This window comes from Streptomyces sp. NPDC046805 (genome assembly GCF_040645355.1).
Classification (GTDB): domain Bacteria; phylum Actinomycetota; class Actinomycetes; order Streptomycetales; family Streptomycetaceae; genus Streptomyces.
The window spans coordinates 88,971-110,201 of the sequence record NZ_JBEYYC010000014.1; the positions used below are offsets into that span (position 1 = coordinate 88,971).

Annotated in this window: 18 protein-coding genes; 8 read left to right on the top strand and 10 right to left on the bottom strand. The window is 72.6% G+C overall.

Annotated features, from left to right (window positions below; translation table 11 throughout):
- Positions 1–6: 6 nt before the first annotated feature.
- Positions 7–1,326: an MFS transporter gene (locus tag ABZ910_RS17190; RefSeq protein WP_361365058.1), complete on the bottom strand. Its 1,320-nt coding sequence runs from the start codon at positions 1,324–1,326 to the stop codon at positions 7–9.
- A 71-nt stretch (positions 1,327–1,397) separates the two neighbouring features.
- Here ABZ910_RS17190 and ABZ910_RS17195 point away from each other — a divergent pair, with 71 nt between their 5' ends.
- The gene (locus ABZ910_RS17195) at positions 1,398–2,402 is read left to right on the top strand and encodes a helix-turn-helix domain-containing protein (protein ID WP_361365061.1); all 1,005 of its coding nucleotides are present in this window, start codon (positions 1,398–1,400) and stop codon (positions 2,400–2,402) included.
- A gap of 253 nt (positions 2,403–2,655) precedes the next feature.
- Here ABZ910_RS17195 and ABZ910_RS17200 read toward each other — a convergent pair whose 3' ends face one another.
- Positions 2,656–3,120 carry an ATP-binding protein gene (locus ABZ910_RS17200; protein WP_361365330.1) on the bottom strand — a complete coding sequence of 155 codons (465 nt, stop codon included), beginning with the start codon at positions 3,118–3,120 and terminating at the stop codon, positions 2,656–2,658.
- 616 nt (positions 3,121–3,736) lie between these two features.
- Positions 3,737–4,117, bottom strand: coding sequence for an STAS domain-containing protein (locus ABZ910_RS17205; RefSeq protein WP_361365064.1), 381 nt, complete (start codon positions 4,115–4,117; stop codon positions 3,737–3,739).
- Between the two features lie 314 nt (positions 4,118–4,431).
- Between ABZ910_RS17205 and ABZ910_RS17210 the strand changes: the two genes are divergently transcribed.
- On the top strand, positions 4,432–5,025 hold the full coding sequence (locus ABZ910_RS17210) for a sigma-70 family RNA polymerase sigma factor (protein WP_361365066.1): 594 nt from the start codon (positions 4,432–4,434) through the stop codon (positions 5,023–5,025).
- Entirely contained in the window at positions 5,022–6,392 is a 1,371-nt protein-coding gene (locus ABZ910_RS17215; protein ID WP_361365069.1) for a zf-HC2 domain-containing protein, read from the top strand. The genes ABZ910_RS17210 and ABZ910_RS17215 overlap by 4 nt, the downstream gene beginning before the upstream one ends.
- 265 nt (positions 6,393–6,657) lie before the next feature.
- On the opposite strand, the gene purU is transcribed toward ABZ910_RS17215, so the two are convergent.
- Both purU and ABZ910_RS17225 read right to left on the bottom strand, forming a co-directional pair.
- The gene (purU, locus tag ABZ910_RS17220) at positions 6,658–7,539 is read right to left on the bottom strand and encodes a formyltetrahydrofolate deformylase (RefSeq protein WP_361365072.1); all 882 of its coding nucleotides are present in this window, start codon (positions 7,537–7,539) and stop codon (positions 6,658–6,660) included.
- Between the two features lie 47 nt (positions 7,540–7,586).
- Positions 7,587–8,087 carry a hypothetical protein gene (locus tag ABZ910_RS17225; protein ID WP_361365074.1) on the bottom strand — a complete coding sequence of 167 codons (501 nt, stop codon included), beginning with the start codon at positions 8,085–8,087 and terminating at the stop codon, positions 7,587–7,589.
- A 117-nt stretch (positions 8,088–8,204) separates the two neighbouring features.
- On the opposite strand from ABZ910_RS17225, the gene ABZ910_RS17230 reads away from it, so the two are divergent.
- A complete protein-coding gene (locus ABZ910_RS17230; protein WP_361365077.1) occupies positions 8,205–9,515 on the top strand; it encodes an ABC transporter substrate-binding protein in 1,311 nt (436 codons plus the stop codon).
- Positions 9,516–9,551: 36 nt separating this feature from the next.
- On the opposite strand, the gene ABZ910_RS17235 is transcribed toward ABZ910_RS17230, so the two are convergent.
- Positions 9,552–11,153 carry a hypothetical protein gene (locus ABZ910_RS17235; protein ID WP_361365080.1) on the bottom strand — a complete coding sequence of 534 codons (1,602 nt, stop codon included), beginning with the start codon at positions 11,151–11,153 and terminating at the stop codon, positions 9,552–9,554.
- A 235-nt stretch (positions 11,154–11,388) separates the two neighbouring features.
- Positions 11,389–12,774, bottom strand: coding sequence for a transcriptional regulator (locus tag ABZ910_RS17240; RefSeq protein ID WP_361365083.1), 1,386 nt, complete (start codon positions 12,772–12,774; stop codon positions 11,389–11,391).
- 342 nt (positions 12,775–13,116) lie between these two features.
- Here ABZ910_RS17240 and ABZ910_RS17245 point away from each other — a divergent pair, with 342 nt between their 5' ends.
- From ABZ910_RS17245 to ABZ910_RS17255, 3 genes are all read left to right on the top strand, one after another.
- Positions 13,117–13,770 (top strand): bifunctional DNA primase/polymerase, encoded by a 654-nt coding sequence (locus ABZ910_RS17245; RefSeq protein ID WP_361365086.1) that lies wholly within the window; start codon positions 13,117–13,119, stop codon positions 13,768–13,770.
- Between the two features lie 64 nt (positions 13,771–13,834).
- Positions 13,835–14,626 (top strand): ABC transporter ATP-binding protein, encoded by a 792-nt coding sequence (locus tag ABZ910_RS17250; protein ID WP_361365089.1) that lies wholly within the window; start codon positions 13,835–13,837, stop codon positions 14,624–14,626.
- Complete coding sequence (locus ABZ910_RS17255; RefSeq protein ID WP_361365092.1) at positions 14,623–16,269, top strand: transporter; 1,647 nt, start codon at positions 14,623–14,625, stop codon at positions 16,267–16,269. Before ABZ910_RS17250 ends, ABZ910_RS17255 begins: the two co-directional genes overlap by 4 nt.
- A 138-nt stretch (positions 16,270–16,407) precedes the next feature.
- Here ABZ910_RS17255 and ABZ910_RS17260 read toward each other — a convergent pair whose 3' ends face one another.
- Together ABZ910_RS17260 and ABZ910_RS17265 are read right to left on the bottom strand one after the other, a co-directional pair.
- Complete coding sequence (locus tag ABZ910_RS17260; RefSeq protein WP_361365094.1) at positions 16,408–17,256, bottom strand: alpha/beta hydrolase; 849 nt, start codon at positions 17,254–17,256, stop codon at positions 16,408–16,410.
- 606 nt (positions 17,257–17,862) lie between these two features.
- The gene (locus tag ABZ910_RS17265) at positions 17,863–18,555 is read right to left on the bottom strand and encodes a metal-dependent transcriptional regulator (protein ID WP_361365097.1); all 693 of its coding nucleotides are present in this window, start codon (positions 18,553–18,555) and stop codon (positions 17,863–17,865) included.
- A gap of 234 nt (positions 18,556–18,789) precedes the next feature.
- On the opposite strand from ABZ910_RS17265, the gene ABZ910_RS17270 reads away from it, so the two are divergent.
- Entirely contained in the window at positions 18,790–19,545 is a 756-nt protein-coding gene (locus ABZ910_RS17270; RefSeq protein WP_361365100.1) for an SIS domain-containing protein, read from the top strand.
- 19 nt (positions 19,546–19,564) lie between these two features.
- Here ABZ910_RS17270 and ABZ910_RS17275 read toward each other — a convergent pair whose 3' ends face one another.
- Positions 19,565–20,986, bottom strand: a complete 1,422-nt coding sequence (locus ABZ910_RS17275; protein ID WP_361365102.1) for a PAS domain-containing protein — start codon at positions 20,984–20,986, stop codon at positions 19,565–19,567.
- Positions 20,987–21,231 lie beyond the last annotated feature (245 nt).

Consider the following 21,231-nt stretch of genomic DNA (forward strand, 5'->3'; position numbering starts at 1 on the left):
TCCGTCCTACGCCGCCGCGGGAGCGGCCGTCGCCGGGTGCCGCCGGATCACCAGCGCCATCAGGGCCGCCGCCGCGCACAGCGTGCCCGAGGCGTACCAGACCATGTCGTACGCGCCGAAGACGTCGCGGGCGACGCCGCCGAGGTAGGCGACGAGGGCCGCGCCGACCTGGTGGGAGGCCAGCACCCAGCCGAAGACGATGGCGCTGTCCTCGCCGTACTGCTCGCGGCACAGGGCCATGGTGGGCGGGACGGTGGCGACCCAGTCGAGGCCGTAGAAGACGATGAAGAAGATCATCGACGGGTGCACGCTGGGCGCCAGCAGCATGGGGAGGAAGAGCAGCGAGACGCCCCTGAGCGCGTAGTACACGGCGAGCAGCCGGCGCGCGTCGAAGCGGTCGGTGAGCCAGCCGGAGGCCACCGTGCCGCCCACGTCGAACACCCCGATCACGGCGAGCAGCGAGGCCGCCGCGGTGACCGGCATGCCGTGGTCGTGGGCGGCGGGCACGAAGTGGGTCTGGATCAGCCCGTTGGTGGAGGCGCCGCAGATCGCGAAGGTGCCGGCCAGCAGCCAGAAGGGGCGCGTGCGCGCGGCGGAGCCGAGGACGGTGAGCGCCCGGCGGGCGGCGCCGGTGGCCGGGGCCGGCTTGGACACGAACTCCCGCGCGCCGTACGGCTTCAGGCCCACGTCGGCCGGGTGGTCGCGCAGCAGCAGCCAGACGAACGGGACGACCGCGAGGGCGGCCAGGGCGATCGTCACGGCGGCCGGGCGCCAGCTGTACGCCTGGATCATCCAGGACAGCACCGGCAGGAAGATCAGCTGGCCGGTCGCCGACGCGGCGGTGAGGATGCCGCTGACCAGGCCGCGGCGCTCCACGAACCAGCGGTTGGTGACCGTCGCGGCGAAGGCGAGGGCCATCGATCCCGCGCCCAGGCCGACCAGCACGCCCCAGCACAGCATGAGCTGCCAGGGCGCCGTCATCCACACCGTGAGGCCCGAGCCGAGCGCGATCGCGGTCAGGGCGACCGCGACCACCCGGCGGATGCCGAAGCGGTCCATCAGCGCGGCGGCGAAGGGCGCGGTGAGCCCGTACAGCGCGAGGTTGACGGAGACCGCGGCGCCGATCGTGCCGTGCGACCAGCCGAACTCCTGGTGCAGCGGGTCGATGAGCAGGCCGGGGAGCGAGCGGAAGGCCGCCGCACCGATGATCGTGACGAAGGTGACGACGGCGACGAACCACGCGCGGTGGATGCGCCGAGGTGAGCGGGACGGGTTCGGCGGCTGCGGTACGGCGGCTGCCGCCGCGGCTTCGGTTGTCTGGGTCACGTCCTAGAGCTTCCGGTGCGGAGCCGCCCGCATCGAGTGGCCCGAAGGACAGCGTTCGTTAGAATCAGGCCATGAGTGCCGTGGCCGCCTCCGAGTTCCGCCCGCACCGGGTCGTCGTCCTCGCCCTGGACGGTCTGCTCCCGTTCGAACTGGGCATTCCTCACCGGATCTTCGGCCGCCCGAAGGACGCCGAGGGGCGGCTTCTGTACGAGGTCGTGACCTGCTCGGTGCGACCACCGGGCCCGGTCAGGACGGACGCCGACTTCACCATCCATGTCGAGCACGGCCCCGAGGTCCTCGCCACCGCCGACACGATCGTCGTCCCGGCGTCGTACGAGCTCGGCCCGCTCTTCGACGAGGGCGTGCTGACCGAGGAGCTGGCGGCGGCGCTCGCGCTCGTGCGCCCCGGCACCCGGCTCGCCTCCATCTGCACCGGCGTGTACGTCCTGGCCGCCGCCGGCTACCTCGACGGCCGCCCGGCGACGACGCACTGGGCGGACGCGGAGCGCTTCCAGCGGATGTTCCCGCGGATCAAGGTGGACGCGGACGTGCTGTTCATCGACGACGGCGACGTGCTGACCTCGGCCGGTGTCGCCGCCGGGATCGATCTGTGCCTGCACATGGTGCGCCGCGACCACGGCACCGCGGTGGCCAACGAGGTCGCCCGCCGCACCGTCGTACCGCCCCACCGCGACGGGGGCCAGGCACAGTACATCCACCGCCCGGTGCCGGATCCACAGCTGGCCACCACGACCGCCGCCCGCGCCTGGGCCCTCGGACGCCTCCACGAGCCGATCCAACTGCGCGACCTGGCCGAGCAGGAGGCCATGTCCGTACGTACCTTCACCCGCCGCTTCCGCGAGGAGGCCGGTGTCAGCCCGGGGCAGTGGCTCACCCAGCAGCGCGTCGAACGCGCCCGGCATCTGCTGGAGTCCACCGATCTCTCGGTCGACCAGGTGGCACGGGACGCGGGCTTCGGCACGGCCCAGTCGATGCGTCAGCATCTGCAGCAGGCGCTCGGGGTCACCCCCACCGCGTACCGGCGGACCTTCCGGTCCGGGAGCTGCCGCCCGTAGCGAAGAAGCTCCGGCTGGCGACGCCACCCGCCCCGGGCCACCACGGCCCGGTGCGCCGCCATCCGGCTCGACCCACACTCGGCGAGGGCCATCGTCATCCGGTCCCTCGCCGTCCCCTCGCGGCGAATCGCTGACCACAAGCGTCACCAATCGGTCACGAGGCGTCAACACCCGTACGAGGATTTGTTATTTACGCCCTGTATGCCATGGGTGCACGCCGACGCATCACCCGGCGCACCACCACGCCGCCGGACTACACGGCCTCGAACGCCAGCCCCTCGTACGCGGACAGACCGCGCCCGTACGCCACCGCCGCGCCCTCCCGGGGCTGTTCACAGCGGTCGAGTTCGCACCAGATGCGCTTGCCCGCCCCCTCGGGGCTCCATCCCCAGCGGTCCGCGAGGCCGTCGACCAGCGCGAGCCCCCGGCCGCCGGTCGCGTCGCCGCCCGCGCAGCGCGGGACCGGCGCACGGGTACTGGCGTCGGCCACTTCCAGACGCACGGTGACCGCCTCCGCCCCCGTGCCGGGCAGGGACAGCCGCAGCACGGCCGGACAGCCGGTGTGGACCACGGCGTTGGTGACCAGTTCGGAGACGAGCAGGACCAGCGTCTCGGCCAGCGGCTCGTCCGCCGCTATGCCCGACCCTGCGATCCGGGAGCGGGCCCATCGCCTCGCCCTCCCCACCTCCGCGGGGTCGGGCCGGACCTCCAGCTGCACTTGAAGCACCTGCACCGTTCACACCATCCGAACCGGCGGACACATGAACCCGCGCCGTGCGCACGCAGCGACCGGAGTCGCGACGAGCCCCACGGCGAGGGCCACGATCGTAGCCATTTTCTGCATGGCCAGAACAACGGCCAGAACCAAGGCCAGAGCAAGGGTCACCGAACGTGACTCCCTTACGAGACAGCATGGTTGACGTACAGTCACCCCAACAAGCGCTTCGGGCATATTCCAGCGCGAAGGAGTACGCGTACGGCATACTGTGCGACGCTCGCGTCGGGGAGCCGAAGGAGTGGGTGCACAAACCCCAACCGCCCTGCGAGGACTGGGGCGCACCGTCGGACGCGGGGCCGCCTCAAGGGCAGCACCGGCATGGTGCGTGTTCGGAACCACTCGCATCCCACACAAGGTACCGGAGGGGGCGGCCGACTCCGGGCTGTGACGAGTCACGCATGGGACACAACCCGGTATCAACGCTCTGTGACTTCGGAGCGCCACGATCCGTGACATCGGACGGCCGGGCGTCGAGAAGCGTCGGCAGAGGGTCAATCGCCGCGGCCTATCAGCACGTTGGACCGGGGAGCGCCACCGCGCCGCCCCGTGGCGTGCGTCACGCGGAGAGCGGGTCCTGTTCGTCGGCGAGCGCGGTGTCGAGGTCGGCGTAGACGTCGAACAGCCGCCGTACGCCGAGGGCTCCGAGGACCCGGTTCACGTGCGAACCGTCGACCGCTCCCCGGGCGGGCAATATGAGTCGCAGTCTGCCCTGGCAGGAACGAAGCAGCCGGCGGGCGGCGATGAGCACGCCGACACCGCTGGAGTCGCAGAAGAAGACGTCGGCGAGATCGAGGACGAGGCTGTGGTGGCCCTCGGCCACCGCGTCGTGCACCCGCTGGCGCAGCACCGGCGAGGTCATCAGGTCCAGTTCGCCCGACACGCAGAGCACGGCCCACGCCCCCTGTTCTCCACTGGTCACCTCGAATGCCACGGCCATGCCCTCCGCTCGCCGGATCTCCCGGAACCGCCCGGAAACGGAACCAGCTCATACGTTTCTTTCCGCGCGGCTGCCCAGCGGCCGTTCCCTGAAACCCCGGGGGACAAACAGAATACGGTCGACAAGAGACTTGTTTCGGTCATGCCCAGTCACGCTCGATCGATCCCGCTCCACTATCACCTGGGGCCTGCCCCCGCGCGCACATTGCCGCAAAGGGGCTGCACCGTCGTAGGTGCCCACTACATTCGAGGTGACGGTGGACACGCCGGACAGACCCGACACGGGGCTGAGGACGAGGTGGGGGAGGGGGCCGCATGGCGAAGCAGGAGGCACCGCCCCCGTGGGACCGCAAGATGCAGCAGCGGCTCGCACGCGGTGAGGCGGCCGCCCTCGGCGAGTTCTACGACCGGTTCGCTTCGCTCGTGCACAACCTCGCCCAGCGCGTGCTCGGGGACGAACACGCCGCCGACGGCGTCACCCGCGAGGTCTTCGCGCACGTATGGGAGCACCCGGACGCCTACGACCCCCGGCAGGGCCCCCTGCGCACCTGGGTCGCCATGCTGACGAACCGGCTCGCCGTGCAGCGCCTGCGCGACACCGAGACCGCCGCCCTCGCCCACGGCGGGTCCTCGGCGGGGACGCCCGGTCAAGCGCCCGTGGAGGAACTGGAGCGCAAGGTGCGCCACGCCTCGATCGCCGCCCGCGCCGACTGGATCGTCCACTCCATGCCCGCCCCGCTGCGCGCCGCCCTGGAGCTGGCCTACTTCCAGCGCCGCGACTACCGCCAGACCGCGACCGACCTCGGCGTCACCGAGGACGAGGCCCGCCGCCGGCTCCGCCTGGGACTGCAGCTGCTGTCCACCGCCCACGACGTCGGCACGCCCCCGGACACCGGGGGTGCGGTGTGAGCGGAGCGGAGCGGTTCGAGGCGCACGACGATCACGAGGGGTACGACGGGCCGCCGTACGAGGACGGCGGCCACGGGAACGAGGGCGGCGGCGCAGGACCGGGCGGGCCGAAAGGGCCGGACGGCACCGGCGGCGACGGGCGGGCCCCGGGCCCGCCGCCGCGCATACCGCCGCCCCGCGCCGCCGTCGAGGACAGCGGACTGCCGCTGCCGGAACTGGAACCGGAGGCGGACGGCGTCGCCCTCGCACCGCTCGTGCTGTCGCACGACGTCCTGCGGTCGCTGCTCGGCGCCTGGGCGCTCGCCGCCTGCTCGGCCGCCGAGACGGCCGCCGTCGAGGAGCACCTCGGCCGCTGCGGCGCCTGCGCGGACGAGGCGCTGCGACTGCGCGGGGCCGTCGGCCTGCTGCAGCGGCCCGAGAACCTCGACCTCGACCCGGGGCTGCGCACCCGCGTCCTGGAGAACTGCCTCGACCGGCGCCCGCCGCGCATCCCGGTGCCCGAGTGGGCGGCGCCGTACGACGCCGAGAGCGCGCGCCTCGACGCGCTGCTGCAGGACATCGGGGACTCCGAGTGGCACGCGCCGGTGCGGCTGCGGTGGTTCGAGGACGGCGCGGCGAGAAACCGCCGTACGACCGTCGCCGGAGTGATCGCGCACCTGCTGTCGGTCGACGGGCTGGTCGCCGTGGCGCTGGGGCTGGACGATCCGCTGGGCCTGACGGGCGGCGAGAGCGTGGTGGGTCCGGCCGCGCGCACCGAGGCCTACTGGCGGGCCTCGCACTTCCCACCGACCCGCACCGTGCGGCGGCCGTGGCGGGAGCAGAGCCACCACCTCGTCCGCACGGCGTCCTTCACGGGCAGCGGCGCGGGCAGACTCGCGGTCTCCTACGGCGACTTCGAGCTGCCGTTGCACGACGCGATGCTGGATCGCGCCTTCGAGATCTGGGTGCACGCGGAGGACATCGCGGAAGCCGTGGACTACCCGTACGAGCCGCCCTCGCCGCGCCATCTGCACGGCATGATCGACCTGGCGGCCCGCATGCTCCCGAGCGCGCTCGCGGCCCGGCGGCAGGCGGGACTGGCCTCGCCCCTGCCGCCCCGGCATCTCGTCCCCGCGGGCGGACCCGGGCGCAGCCTGCGCCTGGAGATCGAGGGCTCGGGCGGCGGCGAGTGGCTGATCCCGCTCGATTCACCGGGAGCGATGGGCTCCGCCGCGCGCGAGGTGGCCCATGTCGCCCTGGACGACGTGGAGTTCTGCCGGCTGGCCGCAGGCCATGTGTCCCCGCAGGAGGCCGCGGCCGGGCAGGACGGCGACCGGGAGGCGATCAGGGACGTGCTGTTCGCCGCGGCCGCGCTGAGCCGGATGTAGGGGCCTGAGCCGGATGCGGGGATCGTCCGAGAGACCTCGTCCCGGACACGTCGTCCCCGACGACTTAGGGTCTTTCGTTTGGATCAGGCCGGATCAGGGAGCGGGGTCTGGTGCGTGCAGCTGCAAGGCGGAGGAGGGCGTCGACGCGATGGGGGTCCCCCCTGCTCGAGCGCAGCCGAGAGCTTGGGGGAGTCGGCAACCGACGACAACGCCGCAGATGTGCGCGCCAGACCCCGCGAGCCCGGCCTGATCCAAACGAGAGGCCCTAGGCGAACACCACCGTCCGCCGCCCGTTCAGCAGGATCCGGCGTTCCGCGTGCCACTTCACCGCGCGCGCCAGCGCCTGGCACTCCACGTCGCGGCCGACGGCGACCAACTGGTCCGGAGTCGCCTCGTGGCCGACGCGCTCGACCTCCTGCTCGATGATCGGGCCCTCGTCGAGGTCGGCGGTGACGTAGTGCGCGGTGGCGCCGATCAGCTTCACGCCCCGGGCGTGCGCCTGGTGGTAGGGCTTGGCGCCCTTGAAGCTCGGCAGGAAGGAGTGGTGGATATTGATGATCTTGCCGCTGAGCTGCTTGCACAGGTCGTCCGAGAGGACCTGCATGTAGCGGGCCAGGACGACCAGCTCGACGTTCTCCTCCCGGACGATCTCCAGTAGTCGCGCCTCGGCCTGCGCCTTGGTCTCCCTCGTCACCGGGATGTGGTGGAAGGGGACGTTGTACGAGCCCACCAGCTCGGCGAAGTCGGTGTGGTTGGAGACCACGGCCGCGATCTCCACCGGGAGCGCGCCGATGCGGGCACGGAAGAGCAGGTCGTTCAGGCAGTGCCCGTACTTGCTGACCATCAGGACGACGCGCATCTTCTGGTCGGCCCGGTTGATCTGCCAGTCCATCTGGAAGGAGTCGCCGATCGCCGCGAAGCTCGCGCGCAGCTTGTCCACCGTCACGGGCGCCTCGGCCGAGAAGTGGACACGCATGAAGAACAGCCCGGTGTCGTGGTCGCCGAACTGCTGGCTGTCCTCGATGTTGCAACCGGTCATGAACAGGTAGCTCGACACGGCGTGCACGATCCCCTTCTTGTCCGGGCAGGACAGCGTGAGGACGTACTGGTCGGCCGGCGCCTCGGCTCGGGTGGACTGCTCGTTCATGCAGCACAGGTTCCCACACCGGCCCCGGCGTGCGGGGCGCCCGTCCGCTACGCGGACCGCGTCATGATCCGCAGCACCTCGAGGGTCCGCGGCGGCGCCTCGGGGTCATCCCCGTCACTGACCGACATCCGCACGTGCGCGTCGCGCGCCGCGCGCACCGCCTCGGGCCAGGCGTGGTGCTCGACATACGCCGAGACCGGCGCGTCCGGGCCCACCTGGTGCACGATCCGCAGCACCCGGAGCACGGCGGTGTCGACGAGCGCCGCCTCCTGCGAGTCCCGGAAGATCGTGCCGACGTACTTCTCGGCGGACCAGTTGTCCAGCCAGGTGTCCTCCACCAGTCGGTAGACGGCGTCGGTGACGTCGCCGTACCCGTCGACGCCTGCCAGCCAGACGTCCCGCTGGAACACCGGGTCGGAGAGCATGTGCAGCGCGGAGCGCACATTGCTGCGCCAGCGCCACCACGGCATGTCGTTGAGTGGCATGACGCCCATGGTGGATGAGCGACGGCCGCGACGGGAAGAGTTCTCCGAACCTTGCACGGTCACCGATCGTACGTTCCTCGTCCCACGCGTCTCACCGGCCCCCGCAATTCACCTGGACGTCACCCTTCGTTGACCGTGAGTCACTCGCGGATTAGCGATGTGGCGGAATGGTGGGGGGCCATGACCGGCAGGCGACGCACCCGCAGCACCTCCCTCCCCATCCTCACCCGGCCCGTCAAGGCCGTCGCGCTGTCGGCGGGCGCGCTGGCGGCGTGTGCGTCGCTCGCCGTCGGATGCGGCATCGTCCCAGGAGTCACGGGGGGCCCGGGGGACGATCCGATCAAGGTCATGACGTGGGCCCCGGAGGGCACCGCCGCCACCAACAAGCCGGGCATGCCCGCCATGGCCCGGGCCTACGCCCGCTGGGTCAACGCCCAGGGCGGCATCCACGGCCGCGAACTCAAGGTCCTGACCTGCAACGACCACAACAACAGCGTGGGCGCCGCGAAGTGCGCCCAGCGCGCGGTGGACGACGACGTGGTCGCGGTCGTCGGCTCCTACAGCCAGTTCGGCGACTCCTTCCTCCCCCCGCTGGAAAGCGCGGGTATCCCGTACATCGGCGGCTACGGCGTGACGAACGAGGAGTTCACCAGCGCCATGTCCTACCCGGTCAACGGCGGCCAGCCCACGCTCCTGGCCGGCCTCGGCAAGGCGCTCTCCACGGGCTGCGGCCCGGTCGCCCTGGTACGACCCGACAGCATCGCCGGCGACCAGCTGCCCGCGCTGCTCGACTCCGGCCTGAACTCGGGCGGCCACCCGGCGGCGCGCGACCAGCTCGCGGCCGAGGACGCCACCGAGTACGGCAGGCAGGCCGAGGTGGCGCTGCAGCGGGCGAACAAGGACCCGTACCGGAAGGGCTGTGTGGTGCCCGCGCTCGGGGACCGCACGGACACCTTCATGGACTCTTTCCGGCGCGCCCGCGACACCTATCCGGCGGTGCGCACCGGCACCGTGCTCGGCAGCGTCGACCAGACGGTGATCGACGCGACGGGCGGCGCGGAGGGGCCGTACGAGGGGGCGTACATCACGGGCTGGTACCCGGTCGCCTCCGACGCGCGCTGGGACCCGATGAAGAACGTGATCAACAAGGAGGCGTTCGGCGACAACCGCATCGACCCCGCGGACGCCGGAGTGCAGACCACGTGGATCGCGTACACCGTCCTGAAGGCCGTCCTGGACAAGATCGGCACGGGTGACGTGAGCTCCCTGGGCGTACGGCGGACCCTCGACGACGGGTTCAAGGCCACCACGGGCGGCCTCACCCCGCCGCTCCAGTGGCCCTACCAGGGCAAGCTCGCCTCCGTCGGATTCGCCCGCCTGGTCAACACCGACGTGACCCTCCAGGTCGTACGGCAGGGCCGTCTCGTGTCGGCCCGGCGCAGCGGGGCCGTGGACGTGACGAAGACGCTGGAGAACGCGAACATCGGCTGAACCGGCCGAGGCCGGCTCAGCCGCGCCCGCGCCGGCTCACAGCTGGGTCGGCCCGCGCTGGGTCAGGCCGTACTGCTTCGCGATCGAGTTCCACAGCCGGGCCGCCTCGACCTTCTGGGAGCTGGCGATGCCGCTCTCCCGGTCGCCGGCCTGGCGCTGCGGGGTGCTGCGGGCCTGGCCCTTCTTGCAGCCGTGCTTGCCGCCGATCTGGCCGGCCCAGGCCGCGTAGTGGTTGTCGGCCGCGGCCGACGCCTGCCACGCCTTGGCGAGGGCACCGGTCAGCGCCGCGTGGTCCGGCAGCTTGTCGACGGTCAGCTTGGACAGATCGTTGACCAGGCCGCTGCGCTGCTGGGCCGCATCGTGCAGGGCCGCCGCGGCCCCTTGGAGGTTCTGGCAGCTCTTCACGTCGGCGACCGACTTGATCACCGAGGCGCGGCTGCTGCCGCTGTCGGCGAGCAGCTTGTCCAGGGCGACGGCCTGCTCGCGGGCGGGATCGGCGGCCGCCGAGGCGGACGGGTCGGCCGCGGGGCCCGAGGCGGCGACGGTCTTGTTGCCGTGGTCCTTGCCCTCGTCGCCGCCGTCGCTCAGCAGGGCACCGACGCCGATGCCGAGGACGACGATGCCGACGCCGACGGCGGCGATGAGCGGCACGCGCGAGCCGGTGCCGCCGCCGCCCCGCGAGGCAGCGCGCCCGCCGCCCGCCGGGCTGTACGACGGCTGCGCCGGGGCGTACGAGGGCTGCGACTGCGCGCCGTACCCGTGCTGCGGCTGGACGTGCGGCATCTGCTGCGTGGCGCCCGCCGAGCCCTGGCCTTCGCCGCCGCCGCGGAAGAGGTTGTCGAACTCGGCGGGCGGCTGCCGCTCCCCGCCGTACGGATCGGACACCGGCGGCATGTACTGCGTGGCCTCGGCGTCGGAGTGGGCGGCGGGCTGCGGTGGGGCCGCGTGCCCCAGGAACTGGGTCGCCTCGGCCGAGGTCTCGGGCGGCAGCGCTCCCGGCCCCACGGGCGGTATGTACTGCGTCGCCCCGTCGTCGCCGGCCGCGGCCGTGGACACGGGCGGCAGGTACTGGGTGGCGCCGTCGGGCGCGGCGGCGCCCTGCGGCAGGTACTGGGTGGCGCCGTCGGGTGCGGCGGCGGGCAGCGGGGCGCCCGGCGCGGCGGGCGGCAGGGGTGCCGCGGCCGGCGTGCCATCGGCGCCGTACGGCTGGCGCGGGTCGACGGCGCCCTGGCCGTAGGACGCCTGCCCGGCATCGGCGCCGGCGCCGTAGCCCGGAAGCTGCGGGGCCTGGCCGCCGTACGGCACGGCGGGCGGGGGGCCCTCGGGCGGCAGGGGGGCCGCGGCGGGCGCGCCCGCGTCCTGGTGCTGCCATGCCGCGGGCTGCTCCGGAGTGCCCCATCCCTGCGCGGCCGCCGGAGGCCAGCCCTCACCGGGCTGGGACTGCGGCTGCTGCTGGTCGGGACCCCACGGCTGACCCCAGGCCTGGCCGCCGGACGGGGCCGCCGCCGGGGGCTGGCCGACCGGGGCGGCCGGGTGGGCGGGAGGACCACCCGTCATACCCGGCAGCAGGGGCTCGCCACCGTCGGAGGGCAGCACGATGCCTTCGCGTGCGGGCTCGCCCTGTCCACTCTGCGTCACCGGGACTCCTACGAATGGGGGACTACTACGGAATGTCGGCTCACGCTACCGGGTCCCCCGAGCAGGAAGCCATGCAGCTCTGGGCGCGATCTTTTTCCCTGTGACGCCTGCAACAAACTCGGCTGTGACAGGTCTGACAAAACCGCCTCGCCGCCGCCTGCTTATGTCACCCCTCATCCAGTAACGGGTGTTTTTCGGCCCGTTCACGCAGGGACACCGCACTTTGTGTGCCGACTCACGCCGCCTGCCGCAGATCCAGCCGCGCCCCGAACTCCCGCACCACCGGCTCGTCCCGGTACGGCTCCAGCCGCTGCTGGAAGTCCTCCAGGTACTCGGCGCCGCGGTTGGAGCGGAGCTTCTCCAGCAGTTCGACCGCCTTCAGGCCGGTGTGGCAGGCCTGTTCGACCTCGCGCTGCTGGACCTGCGCCGCGGCGAGCAGCACATAGCCGATGGCGCGCCGGCGCGCGCGGGTCTCGGGGTGCCCGTCCAGCGACTCCTGCGCGTACCGGGCCGCCGCCTCGGCCTGCCCCAGGTCGCGGTGGCAGTGCGCCAACTCGTCGGCCAGATAGGCCTCGTCGAAGTGCGCGATCCACACCGGGTCGTCCCCCGTGGCCGGATCGGCCGCCTCCATGGCGGTGACCGCGCGCCCGGACGCCGTCTCCGCCGCCCGTACGTCGCCCATGAGCGCGTGCCCGCGCGCCTCGGCCGCGAGGAACATCGCCTGCGCACGCGGGGTCACGCGTCCGCGCGCACCCTCCTGGGCCGCGCGCGCCAACTGCGCGATCTCCCGCGGGTTTCCGAGCTGCGCGGCGAGATGGCTCATGGACGCGGCGAGCACATAGCCGCCGTACCCGCGGTCGCCCGCCGCCTGCGCCAGGCGCAGCGACTGGATGTAGTAGCGCTGGGCCAGCCCCGGTTGCCCGGTGTCGACGGCCATGTACCCGGCGAGCTCGGTCAGCCGGGCCACCGCGGCGAACAGGTCGCGGCCGACCGCCTCCCGGTAGGAGCCGGCGAGCAGACCGGAGACGACGCTGTTGAGGTAGTGCACGACGACGGGGCGCACATGCCCGCTGCCGTACTGGTGGTCGAGGTCCGTCAGCGCCTGGGTCATCGCGCGCACGGCCGACACGTCGGACTGCCCCACGCGCGGCCCCGCCTGGCGGGCCACCTGCGGGTCGGGCGCCGTGATCAGCCAGTCGCGGCTGGGCTCGACCAGCGCGGAGGCGGCCACGGAGGAGCCGGACAGGAAGTCCCTGCGGCCCACGTCGCTGCGCCACAGCTCGCAGACCTGCTCGATGGCCCCGAGGACCGTCGGCGAGAACTGCAGGCCGACGCCCGAGGCCAGGTTCTTGCCGTTGGCCATCCCGATCTCGTCGATCGTGACCGTACGGCCCAGCTTGCGGCCCAGCGCCTCGGCGATGACCGCCGGTGCCCGGCCGCGCGGCTGCTGCCCGCGCAGCCAGCGCGCCACGGACGTCTTGTCGTAGCGCAGATCGAGACCGTGCTCGGCGCCGCACATGTTGACCCGGCGGGCCAGCCCGGCGTTCGAGCACCCCGCCTCCTGGATGAGCGCCTGCAGCCGTTCGTTCGGCTGCCGTGCGACGAGAGGCCTTGCGGCCATGACGTACCCCCTGCTTCCCGCGGCTCGCGGTGCCTGCCCACGCACCGAGTTCTGTTGGCCTTCCGCGGCCGCCCCCTCTCCCCTCCCGCCGTGGAGACGAAAAGATCCGGCCTTGAAGATCGATGCCCCGTGGACATACCGACAATGCGAGGCATGGGCGAATTGCCGGGGTAAAGACCCATGCCACCCCGTGACTCCCCCACACGTGGCTACCCGGCCGACACCCCGCATCCCCCCGCGCGCCCCTGTCCGTGCATCCATGCGCCCCGGGTGCGGAATCGGTGCCCCACCCCTCGCACGCGCGAGCCGTAACCCCGCATCGGCAAGGGAGTTGAGCGGACCGTGGAGAAGACGATCCCGGGGACCGAGTCCGTATCGATTCCGCAGCAGCGTGGGCAATCGCTGCTGGAGACCGCTGTTCGCTACGCCGAGGAGCGCCACTGGGACGTGGTCCCCGGCACCTGGCTGGAAGCCGTCGGCGGGGTGCAGCGCTGCTCCTGCGGCGACCCCGCGTGTGCCGCGCCCGGCGCACACCCCGCGCGCCCGGGCTGGGCGACCCTGGCGACCGGCAGCGCGAGCGCCGCGCGGCGGTTGTGGCAGAAGCAGCCGAGGGCCTCGATCCTGCTGCCGACCGGGCGCGCCTTCGACGCGCTGTCCGTCCCCGAGAGCGCGGGGTTCCTCGCGCTGGCCCGGATGGAGCGGATGGAGCTGACGCTGGGTCCGGTGACGCGCACACCGGACCGGCGGATGCACTTCTTCGTGCTGCCCGGCGCCTCGGTGAAGGTGCCGGAGTCGGTCCGCCGACTCGGCTGGTCCCCAGCCTCGCTGGACCTGGTGGCGCTCGGCAAGGGCGGTTACGTCGCCGCACCCCCCACCCGCTACGGCTCCGACGGCGCCGTGCAGTGGGCCTGCCGCCCCACCCCCGCCAACCGCTGGCTGCCCGACGCCGACGAGCTGGTCTCTCCCCTGGCGTACGCCTGCGGACGCGACCGCTGACCGGCCGCCACCCGTCCGTTCCACAGGCGCGCCGTTCCACAGACGCGCCCCTTAGGGTTTCCGCATGACGCAGGGAGCAGAGGTCGGCGCAGCCGCCGTACGTGTGCAAGGGCTCTGGAAGCGGTTCGGTCAGCAGGTGGCGGTCGCCGGGATCGATCTGGAGCTGCCCGCGGGGAAGTTCATCGGCCTGGTCGGGCCCAACGGAGCCGGGAAGACCACCACGCTCTCCATGGTGACCGGGCTGCTCAGACCGGATCAGGGCACCGTCGAGGTCGTCGGCCACGACGTGTGGCGCGACCCGGTGGCGGTCAAGGCCCGCATCGGCGTCCTGCCCGAGGGGCTACGGCTCTTCGAGCGGCTGTCGGGACGCGAACTGCTCGGCTATTCCGGGCGGTTGCGGGGGCTGCCCGGCGCCGAGGTGGACAAGCGGGTCACCCAGCTGCTGGACATACTCGACCTGGCCGGGGCCCAGCACAAACTCGTCGTCGACTACTCGACCGGCATGCGCAAGAAGATCGGGCTCGCCGCCGCCCTCCTGCACAATCCCGAAGTCCTGTTCCTGGACGAGCCGTTCGAGGGCGTCGACCCGGTGTCCGCGCAGACCATCCGGGGCGTCCTGGAGCGCTACACGGCCTCCGGCGCCACCGTCGTCTTCTCCTCCCACGTGATGGAGCTCGTCGAGTCGCTGTGCGACTGGGTGGCCGTGCTGGCCGCGGGCCGCATCCGCGCCACCGGCCCCCTGGCCGACGTGCGTGGTGAACACCCCACGCTGCAGGGCGCGTTCCTGGAGCTGGTCGGCGCGCGGGGACGCGACGCCGGGTCGGACCTGGACTGGCTGGGCGGCGGGGCCCGATGACGAGCGTCGACTCCACCTCCGGCCTCACCACCGCCGCGGGCACCCCTTCCCCCACCGGCGTCACCGCCACCGTCGTACGGCTGAAGCGGTCGCTGCTGCGCAACGGGCTGCGCCAGTCCGGGGGCCGACGGGCCGCGTTCGTCGTCTCGGCCGTCCTGGCGCTCCTGTTCGCCGCGCTGCAACTGCTCGGCCTGATCTTCCTGCGCGGGAACGCCCACGCCGACGCGGTGGCCGTCCTGGGCACGGCCGTCCTCGGACTCGGCTGGGCCGTCATGCCGCTGTTCTTCCCGGGCGGCGACGAGACCCTGGACCCCACCCGCCTGGTGATGCTGCCCCTGCGGCCGCGCCCGCTGGCCCGGGCCCTGCTGGCCGCGTCCCTGGTCGGCATCGGCCCGCCGTTCACCCTGCTCCTGCTGACCGGCTGTGCGCTGTCGGTGGCGCACGGGGCGGCGGCCTGGGCCACGCTCGTCGCCGCGGTGCCCCTGGCGCTGCTGGTCTGCGTGGCGTTCGCGCGCGCGGTCGCCGCGGCGAACGTACGGCTGCTGTCCAGCCGCAAGGGTCGCGACCTGGCCGTGCTCAGCGGGCTGGTCATCGCGGTCGGGGCGCAGCTGGTCAACTTCGCCGCGCGGCAGCTCGGTTCGGCCGGCCTCGGCCAGCTCGCGCCGGTGACCGACGTACTGCGCTGGCTGCCGCCGGCGTCCGCCGTGGGCGCGGTGCACTCGGTGAGCGAGGGGGCGTACGGCACGGCGGCCGTACAACTGCTGCTGACCGGGGCCGCGTTGATCCTGATCATCGCGGTGTGGGCGCGCAGCCTGACGCGGCTGATGACGTCGCCCGACGGGTCGACGCTCCAGGCCGCGGACCCCGGCGTGCGCGGGCGCACGTCGACGTCGACCGGTCTCCGGAGCCTGCTGCCCGCGGGCCGCACCGGCACGGTCATGGAGCGCTCCCTGCGCTACATCTGGCGCGACCCGAAGACCAAGGCCGCATGGGTCACGTCGCTCGCCATCGGCCTGATCGTGCCGGTGTTCAACGCGCTGCAGGGCACCGGCTCGATCTACTTCGCGTGCTTCGCCGCCGGGATGCTCGGCATCCAGATGTACAACCAGTTCGGGCAGGACACGTCCGCGTTCTGGATGGTGGCCATGACCATCTCCTCCGGCCGGGACGCGTACCTGGAGCTGCGCGGGCGGGCGCTGGCCCTGCTGGTGATCACCCTGCCGTACGCCACGCTCGTGACCGTCGTGACGACGGCCCTGCTCGGCGACTGGCCCCGGCTGCCCGAGGTCCTCGGCCTGTCCCTCGCGCTGCTCGGCGCGATGCTGGCGACCGGCGCCTGGACCTCGGCCCGCTTCCCCTACTCGATCCCGCAGGAGGGCTACAAGAACGTGGCCCCCGGCCAGGCGGGCCTCGCCTGGATCTCGATCTTCGGCGGCATGGTCGCGGCGGCCCTCCTGTGCTCCCCCGTCATCGCCCTCACGATCTGGCTGAACGTGAGCGACGGCGGCGCGTCATGGACCTGGCTGCTCCTCCCGATCGGCACCGCTTACGGGGCGACGGTCACCTTGCTGGGCCTGCGCCTGGCGGCCCCGCGAGCGGCAGCACACCTGCCGGAGATACTCACGGCGGTCAGCAAGGGGTAGGGGCAGGCCGGGGCCGACGGGATCTGTTGGCACCGGTCCCCGGCAACGCTCTGGGGGCGCGGGGAACTGCGCGACCAGCCACAGACAACCCGCACCCGCCACTCAACATGCCCAGGCACTCGCACAGCCACCCGGAACTCACCGCGAGAGCAGAAACGGTTCGATCGCCGCCCGCCAAGCCTCCGGCTGGTCGTAGGGAACAAGATGCCCCGCATCGGCGATCTCCGCATACTCCCCCCGTGGCAGAACGCGCACCATCTCCTGCGCCTCCGCACGCCCCAGTTCGCCGTCGAGCCCGCGGACGACGAGCGTCGGGCAGCGGACCTGGGCCAGCTCCTCCCAGTGCGCGTCGTACACCCACGTCTCACGCGACCTGAGCATCTGGTCGGGCTCGAAGACGGGCCGCCAGCCGTCGGGTGACTCGTGCATGACCTCGGCGTAGTACTCGCCGCGGGCCGGAGTCGGCCGCTCCACCCAGGGATCGTCCTCGCCGAACCACTTGCGTACGTCGGCGAGCGTGGCGAAGGGGACGGGCCAGGACTTGAACCAGTCGGCCCACTCGCGCTGCGAGGCCGCGCCGAGCGCGGAGGCCCGCATGTCGCAGATGACCAGTCCGCGCACCAGGTCGGGCCGCTTCGCGGCGAGCTGCCAGGCGGTCAGCGCGCCCATGGCGTGGCCGATGACGACGGTCGGGCCGAGGCCGAGCTGCTCGATCGCCGCCTCGGCGTCGTCGACGTACGCCTCACGCGTGAAGGCCGCCTGCGGCGGCTTGTCGCTCTGGCCGTGGCCGCGCTGGTCGAGCGCCACGGCACGATGGCGTTCGGAGAGCCAGCGGGCGGTGGACGCCCAGTGCGAGGCGCGGCCCATCAGGCCGTGCAGTAACAACACCCCGGGGTAGTTCTCCGGGTCCGCCTTGGGAGGATCGGCGAACTCCCAGGCGGCGAGGCGTACGCCGCTTGTTCCTGTCACGTCGATGCGCCGTGCCATGGGTCTTGGCACCCCCCTTGCTCCGCTCGGACCGCGCGCTGCTCGAACGCGGCGGTCCTGCTCCGGGTCCTGCCTGCCTCGTACCGGTCCTCGTGGATCCGTCTACTCGCACATTAGCGAACACCTATTCGGAAATTCTGTCCCTGTGGGCAACACCCCTCATTCGAGTGACCCCTTTCCAGGAATGATCGCGACTGAGGAGGGGAGTTCTTCAGCGGGAGGTGGACCGCTCGGGGAAACCGGTCCGCGGGGAATGACCCTGAGAGCTCGGGGCTCCGGGTCAGCACAGGGGAGGACAGGCCCCGGCGCCAAGTGGCGCCGGGGCCCTCCGTTTGTGTACATCCTTGTGCACCGCCTTGCGGTGCACCGCATTGTGTACGACCCGCTTGTGTACGACCCGCTTGTGTACGGCGCAACCCGACCGCCCCCTCGCGCCATATGCCTATCGCGCCAGCCTCGCACGTGAAAGGCCCGGGCGCTGCGATTCGGCGCACTGAATCTCGGCGAACCGAATCATGGAGCACTGAATCATGCAGCACCGAGCCTTGAATTCGGCACCGTTCGGCGGAAAGTAGGGATGCCGCGCCCGAAAACCGCTCTCAGCGCTCAGCGCTTGGCGACGAACACATGTGAGGCGATGTCGGCCGCCAGCTCCGCCGCCTCGCCGCCGCTGCCCACCAGCACACCACCGGCAGCCTCGGTCACGCTCACCACCGAGCCCGGCTGCACGCCGGCCCGGCGCAGCGTGTGCATCAGCTGCGCGTCGGTCTGGATGGGCTCACCGATGCGCCGTACGACGACCGTCTTGCCGTCGGTGCCCGCCTCCAGGTCGGCCAGCGACACCATGCCCTCGTCGAGGAACGGGTCGGCGCCGTCCTTCTCGCCCAGCTCCTCCAGGCCCGGGATCGGGTTGCCGTACGGCGACTCGGTCGGGTGGCGCAGCAGCTCGAGGACCCGGCGCTCGACGGCCTCGCTCATCACGTGCTCCCAGCGGCAGGCCTCCGCGTGCACCTGCTCCCACTCCAGGCCGATCACGTCGACGAGCAGGCACTCCGCGAGACGGTGCTTGCGCATCACGCGCGTGGCCAGTCGGCGGCCCTCGTCGGTGAGCTCCAGATGCCGGTCGCTGGCCACGGACACCAGTCCGTCGCGCTCCATCCGGGCCACCGTCTGGCTCACCGTCGGCCCGCTCTGATCGAGCCGCTCGGCGATACGGGCGCGCATGGGGACCACGCCTTCCTCTTCGAGCTCGAGGATGGTGCGGAGATACATCTCCGTGGTGTCGATCAATCCGGACATACGTGCCCCTCGATTACCTCTGCCGGAAGCTCACCGCTCTCCGGCGCGTGCGCTGGCCCTGAACTCAATTCTGACGCATACCACTGACAACCGTGCCGCGCCGCCGACACCCTCGGCGAAACCCGCCCCGTGCCGGGCGCCCGCGGGGGCGGACGGCCGCGAACCCCGTATTGACAGCACACTGGTCCAGACCGCACCGTGAGCCGCGACACTGACGCTGCGAAGGGGCAACGCATGAGCGACGGCACGTCGGCCGACCGGTTCTTCGACGCGGCCATCGGCCTGCTGCAACGGGTCCGTCACGAGGAGTCCGAGGCCGTCGCGTCGGCCGGCGCCCTGCTCGCCGACACCGTCGAGGCCGGCGGCCGGCTGTTCGCCTTCGGTGCCGGCCATTCCTCCCTCGCCGCCCAGGACGTCGTCTACCGCGCCGGCGGCCTCGCCCTGATGAACCTGCTCGCGGTCCCGGGTGCCGTGGGCGTCGACGTCACGCCCGCCACGCTCGGCTCCGCCCTCGAACGCGTCGACGGCCTCGCGAGCGCCGTCCTGGACACCTCACCGCTGCGCGCCGACGACGCCCTCGTGATCATCTCACTCTCCGGCCGCAACGCCCTCCCCGTGGAGATGGCCATGAACGCCCGCGCGCGGGGCGTCAAGGTCATCGGCGTGACATCGGTGGCGTACGCCTCGGAGACGACGTCCCGGCACGACTCGGGGACGTATCTGAAGGACCACTGCGACATCGTCCTCGACTCGAAGATCGCGGTCGGCGACGCGGAGCTCACCCTCGACACCATCCCGGCCCCCTTCGCCCCCGCCTCCACGGTCGTCACCGCCGCCCTCCTCCAGGCGGCCGTGGCCACCGCGGCCGAGGCCCTCGCCGACCGCGGCATCGAGCCCCCGCTCCTGCGCTCCGGGAACGTCGACGGCGGACACGAGTGGAACGGCCGGATCCTCGACCGGTATCGCGACCGGATCTTCTACCAGCGCTGAGAGACACACGGGGGGACGCTCAGCGGTTCTCCCCCACCGCCCGCGCCAGATCCAGCGTCACCCCGATCCGTGCCGCCACATCCTCCGCGTACGTCACGTCGGACCGCCCGAACCGGCTGCGCCCGGCCCCGCGCAGGAAGGTCACGACACCCAGCGTCCGCCCCCGGCTGCGCAGCACGGCGCACAGGGCGTGCACGGCGTCGCCGGGCCACTGCCGCTCCAGGGCCCACTGGCGGGCCTGCTCCGGCGGTACGCCGTCGGCGTCCGCGCGCACCGTCCCGGCCCGCTCGACGCACTGCAGCGCCGGATGGCCCTCCTCGTAGCAGACGGGCAGCCCGGCCCGCCCGGTGAGCACACTGGGCCCGGGCGCCCCGGAGGGCGTGGCCGCCATCCGCACCAGCCGCACGGGACCCGCCGCCGGGCCGTCGGCCGGCGCACCGCCCACCACACGGTCGATCAGCGCGTGGTCGGCGAAGCCGGCGAGCGCGAAGTCCAGGTGGACGGTGGCCGCCTCCGCCGGGTCCTCGCACTCGGCGGCCGCGCGGGCCGCCCGGTGCAGCTGGTTGGTGCGGAAGCGCAGCTGCGCCGCCTCCTGCTCGCCCTGCTTGGCCTCGGTCACGTCCTCGAACAGCCAGCCGACCCCGAGCGGCACCGGCTCCTCCGCGAGCGGCGAGGCCAGCCGCACGAACCCACTGCGCCAGCAGCGCCGCTGCTCGCCCTCGGGCGCGCGCACGCTCACCCACATCTCGGCGGGCGCGGGCGGCGCGCCCTCGGCCAGCACATGCGTGAGCGCGCTCTCCAGCTCCTCGACGCCCTGGGCGAGCAGCTCCCCCAGCGGCCGTCCCAGCACCGACGTACGCCCGGTGCCCAGCGCCCGGGCCGCGTGCGTGTTCACGACGGCAGGCCGCAGATCGGCATCGACCAGCACGACACCCCACGACGCGTCCTCGAACAGCGCCTCGCTCAGCGCGATGGACCGCTCCAGGTCCATCTGCGCGTGCACCTCGCTGAACGCGCAGTACACGCCCGCCGACTTCCCGTCCGGCCCGCGCACGGCGGCCGACTGGGTCCGCACGAGGACCCGCCCCCCGTCCTTCGTCACGAGCGCGAACTCGTGCACCTGCCGCCCGGGAGCGTGCATGGCGGACAGCAGCCGCTCCTCGACCTCCTCGGCGTCGGCGCTGCGCACCGCCCACCCGGTGAACCCGCGCCGTCCCACGGCCTCGGCGGCGCTCCAGCCCAGGATCCGCTCCGCCTCCCGGTTCCAGTGCGTCACGACACCGTCCGCGTCGAAGGCGCACAGGGCCGCGTCCATGCCGTCCAGCAGGGCGGCGAGCAGATCGGCCCCGCCGACATCCTCGGCGGACGCCGGGTCTCCGTCCCCCTCGGGCTCGTCCGGCCCCAGCTCGTCGGTGGTCCCACTACGCCGGGAAGCACTCACCTGGACCCCCTGCAGGCTGCGTCCGCGGATACAGCGCGTCGGTGCGCTCGCTCACTGCCCTTCATTCAACTCGAACGTGACGCAACGCACACTTGGTTCCCACAAGATTGAAGGAATCGTTGCAAGAGCCCGCCGACGCCACGACCGCCATCGCGTGTACGCCTCGATCTCGATCTTCATGTGGGGATCCGCGAGCCGCGGCACGCCGGAAGATCGACACGGACGCAGCAACGCGGGCGGAAAAA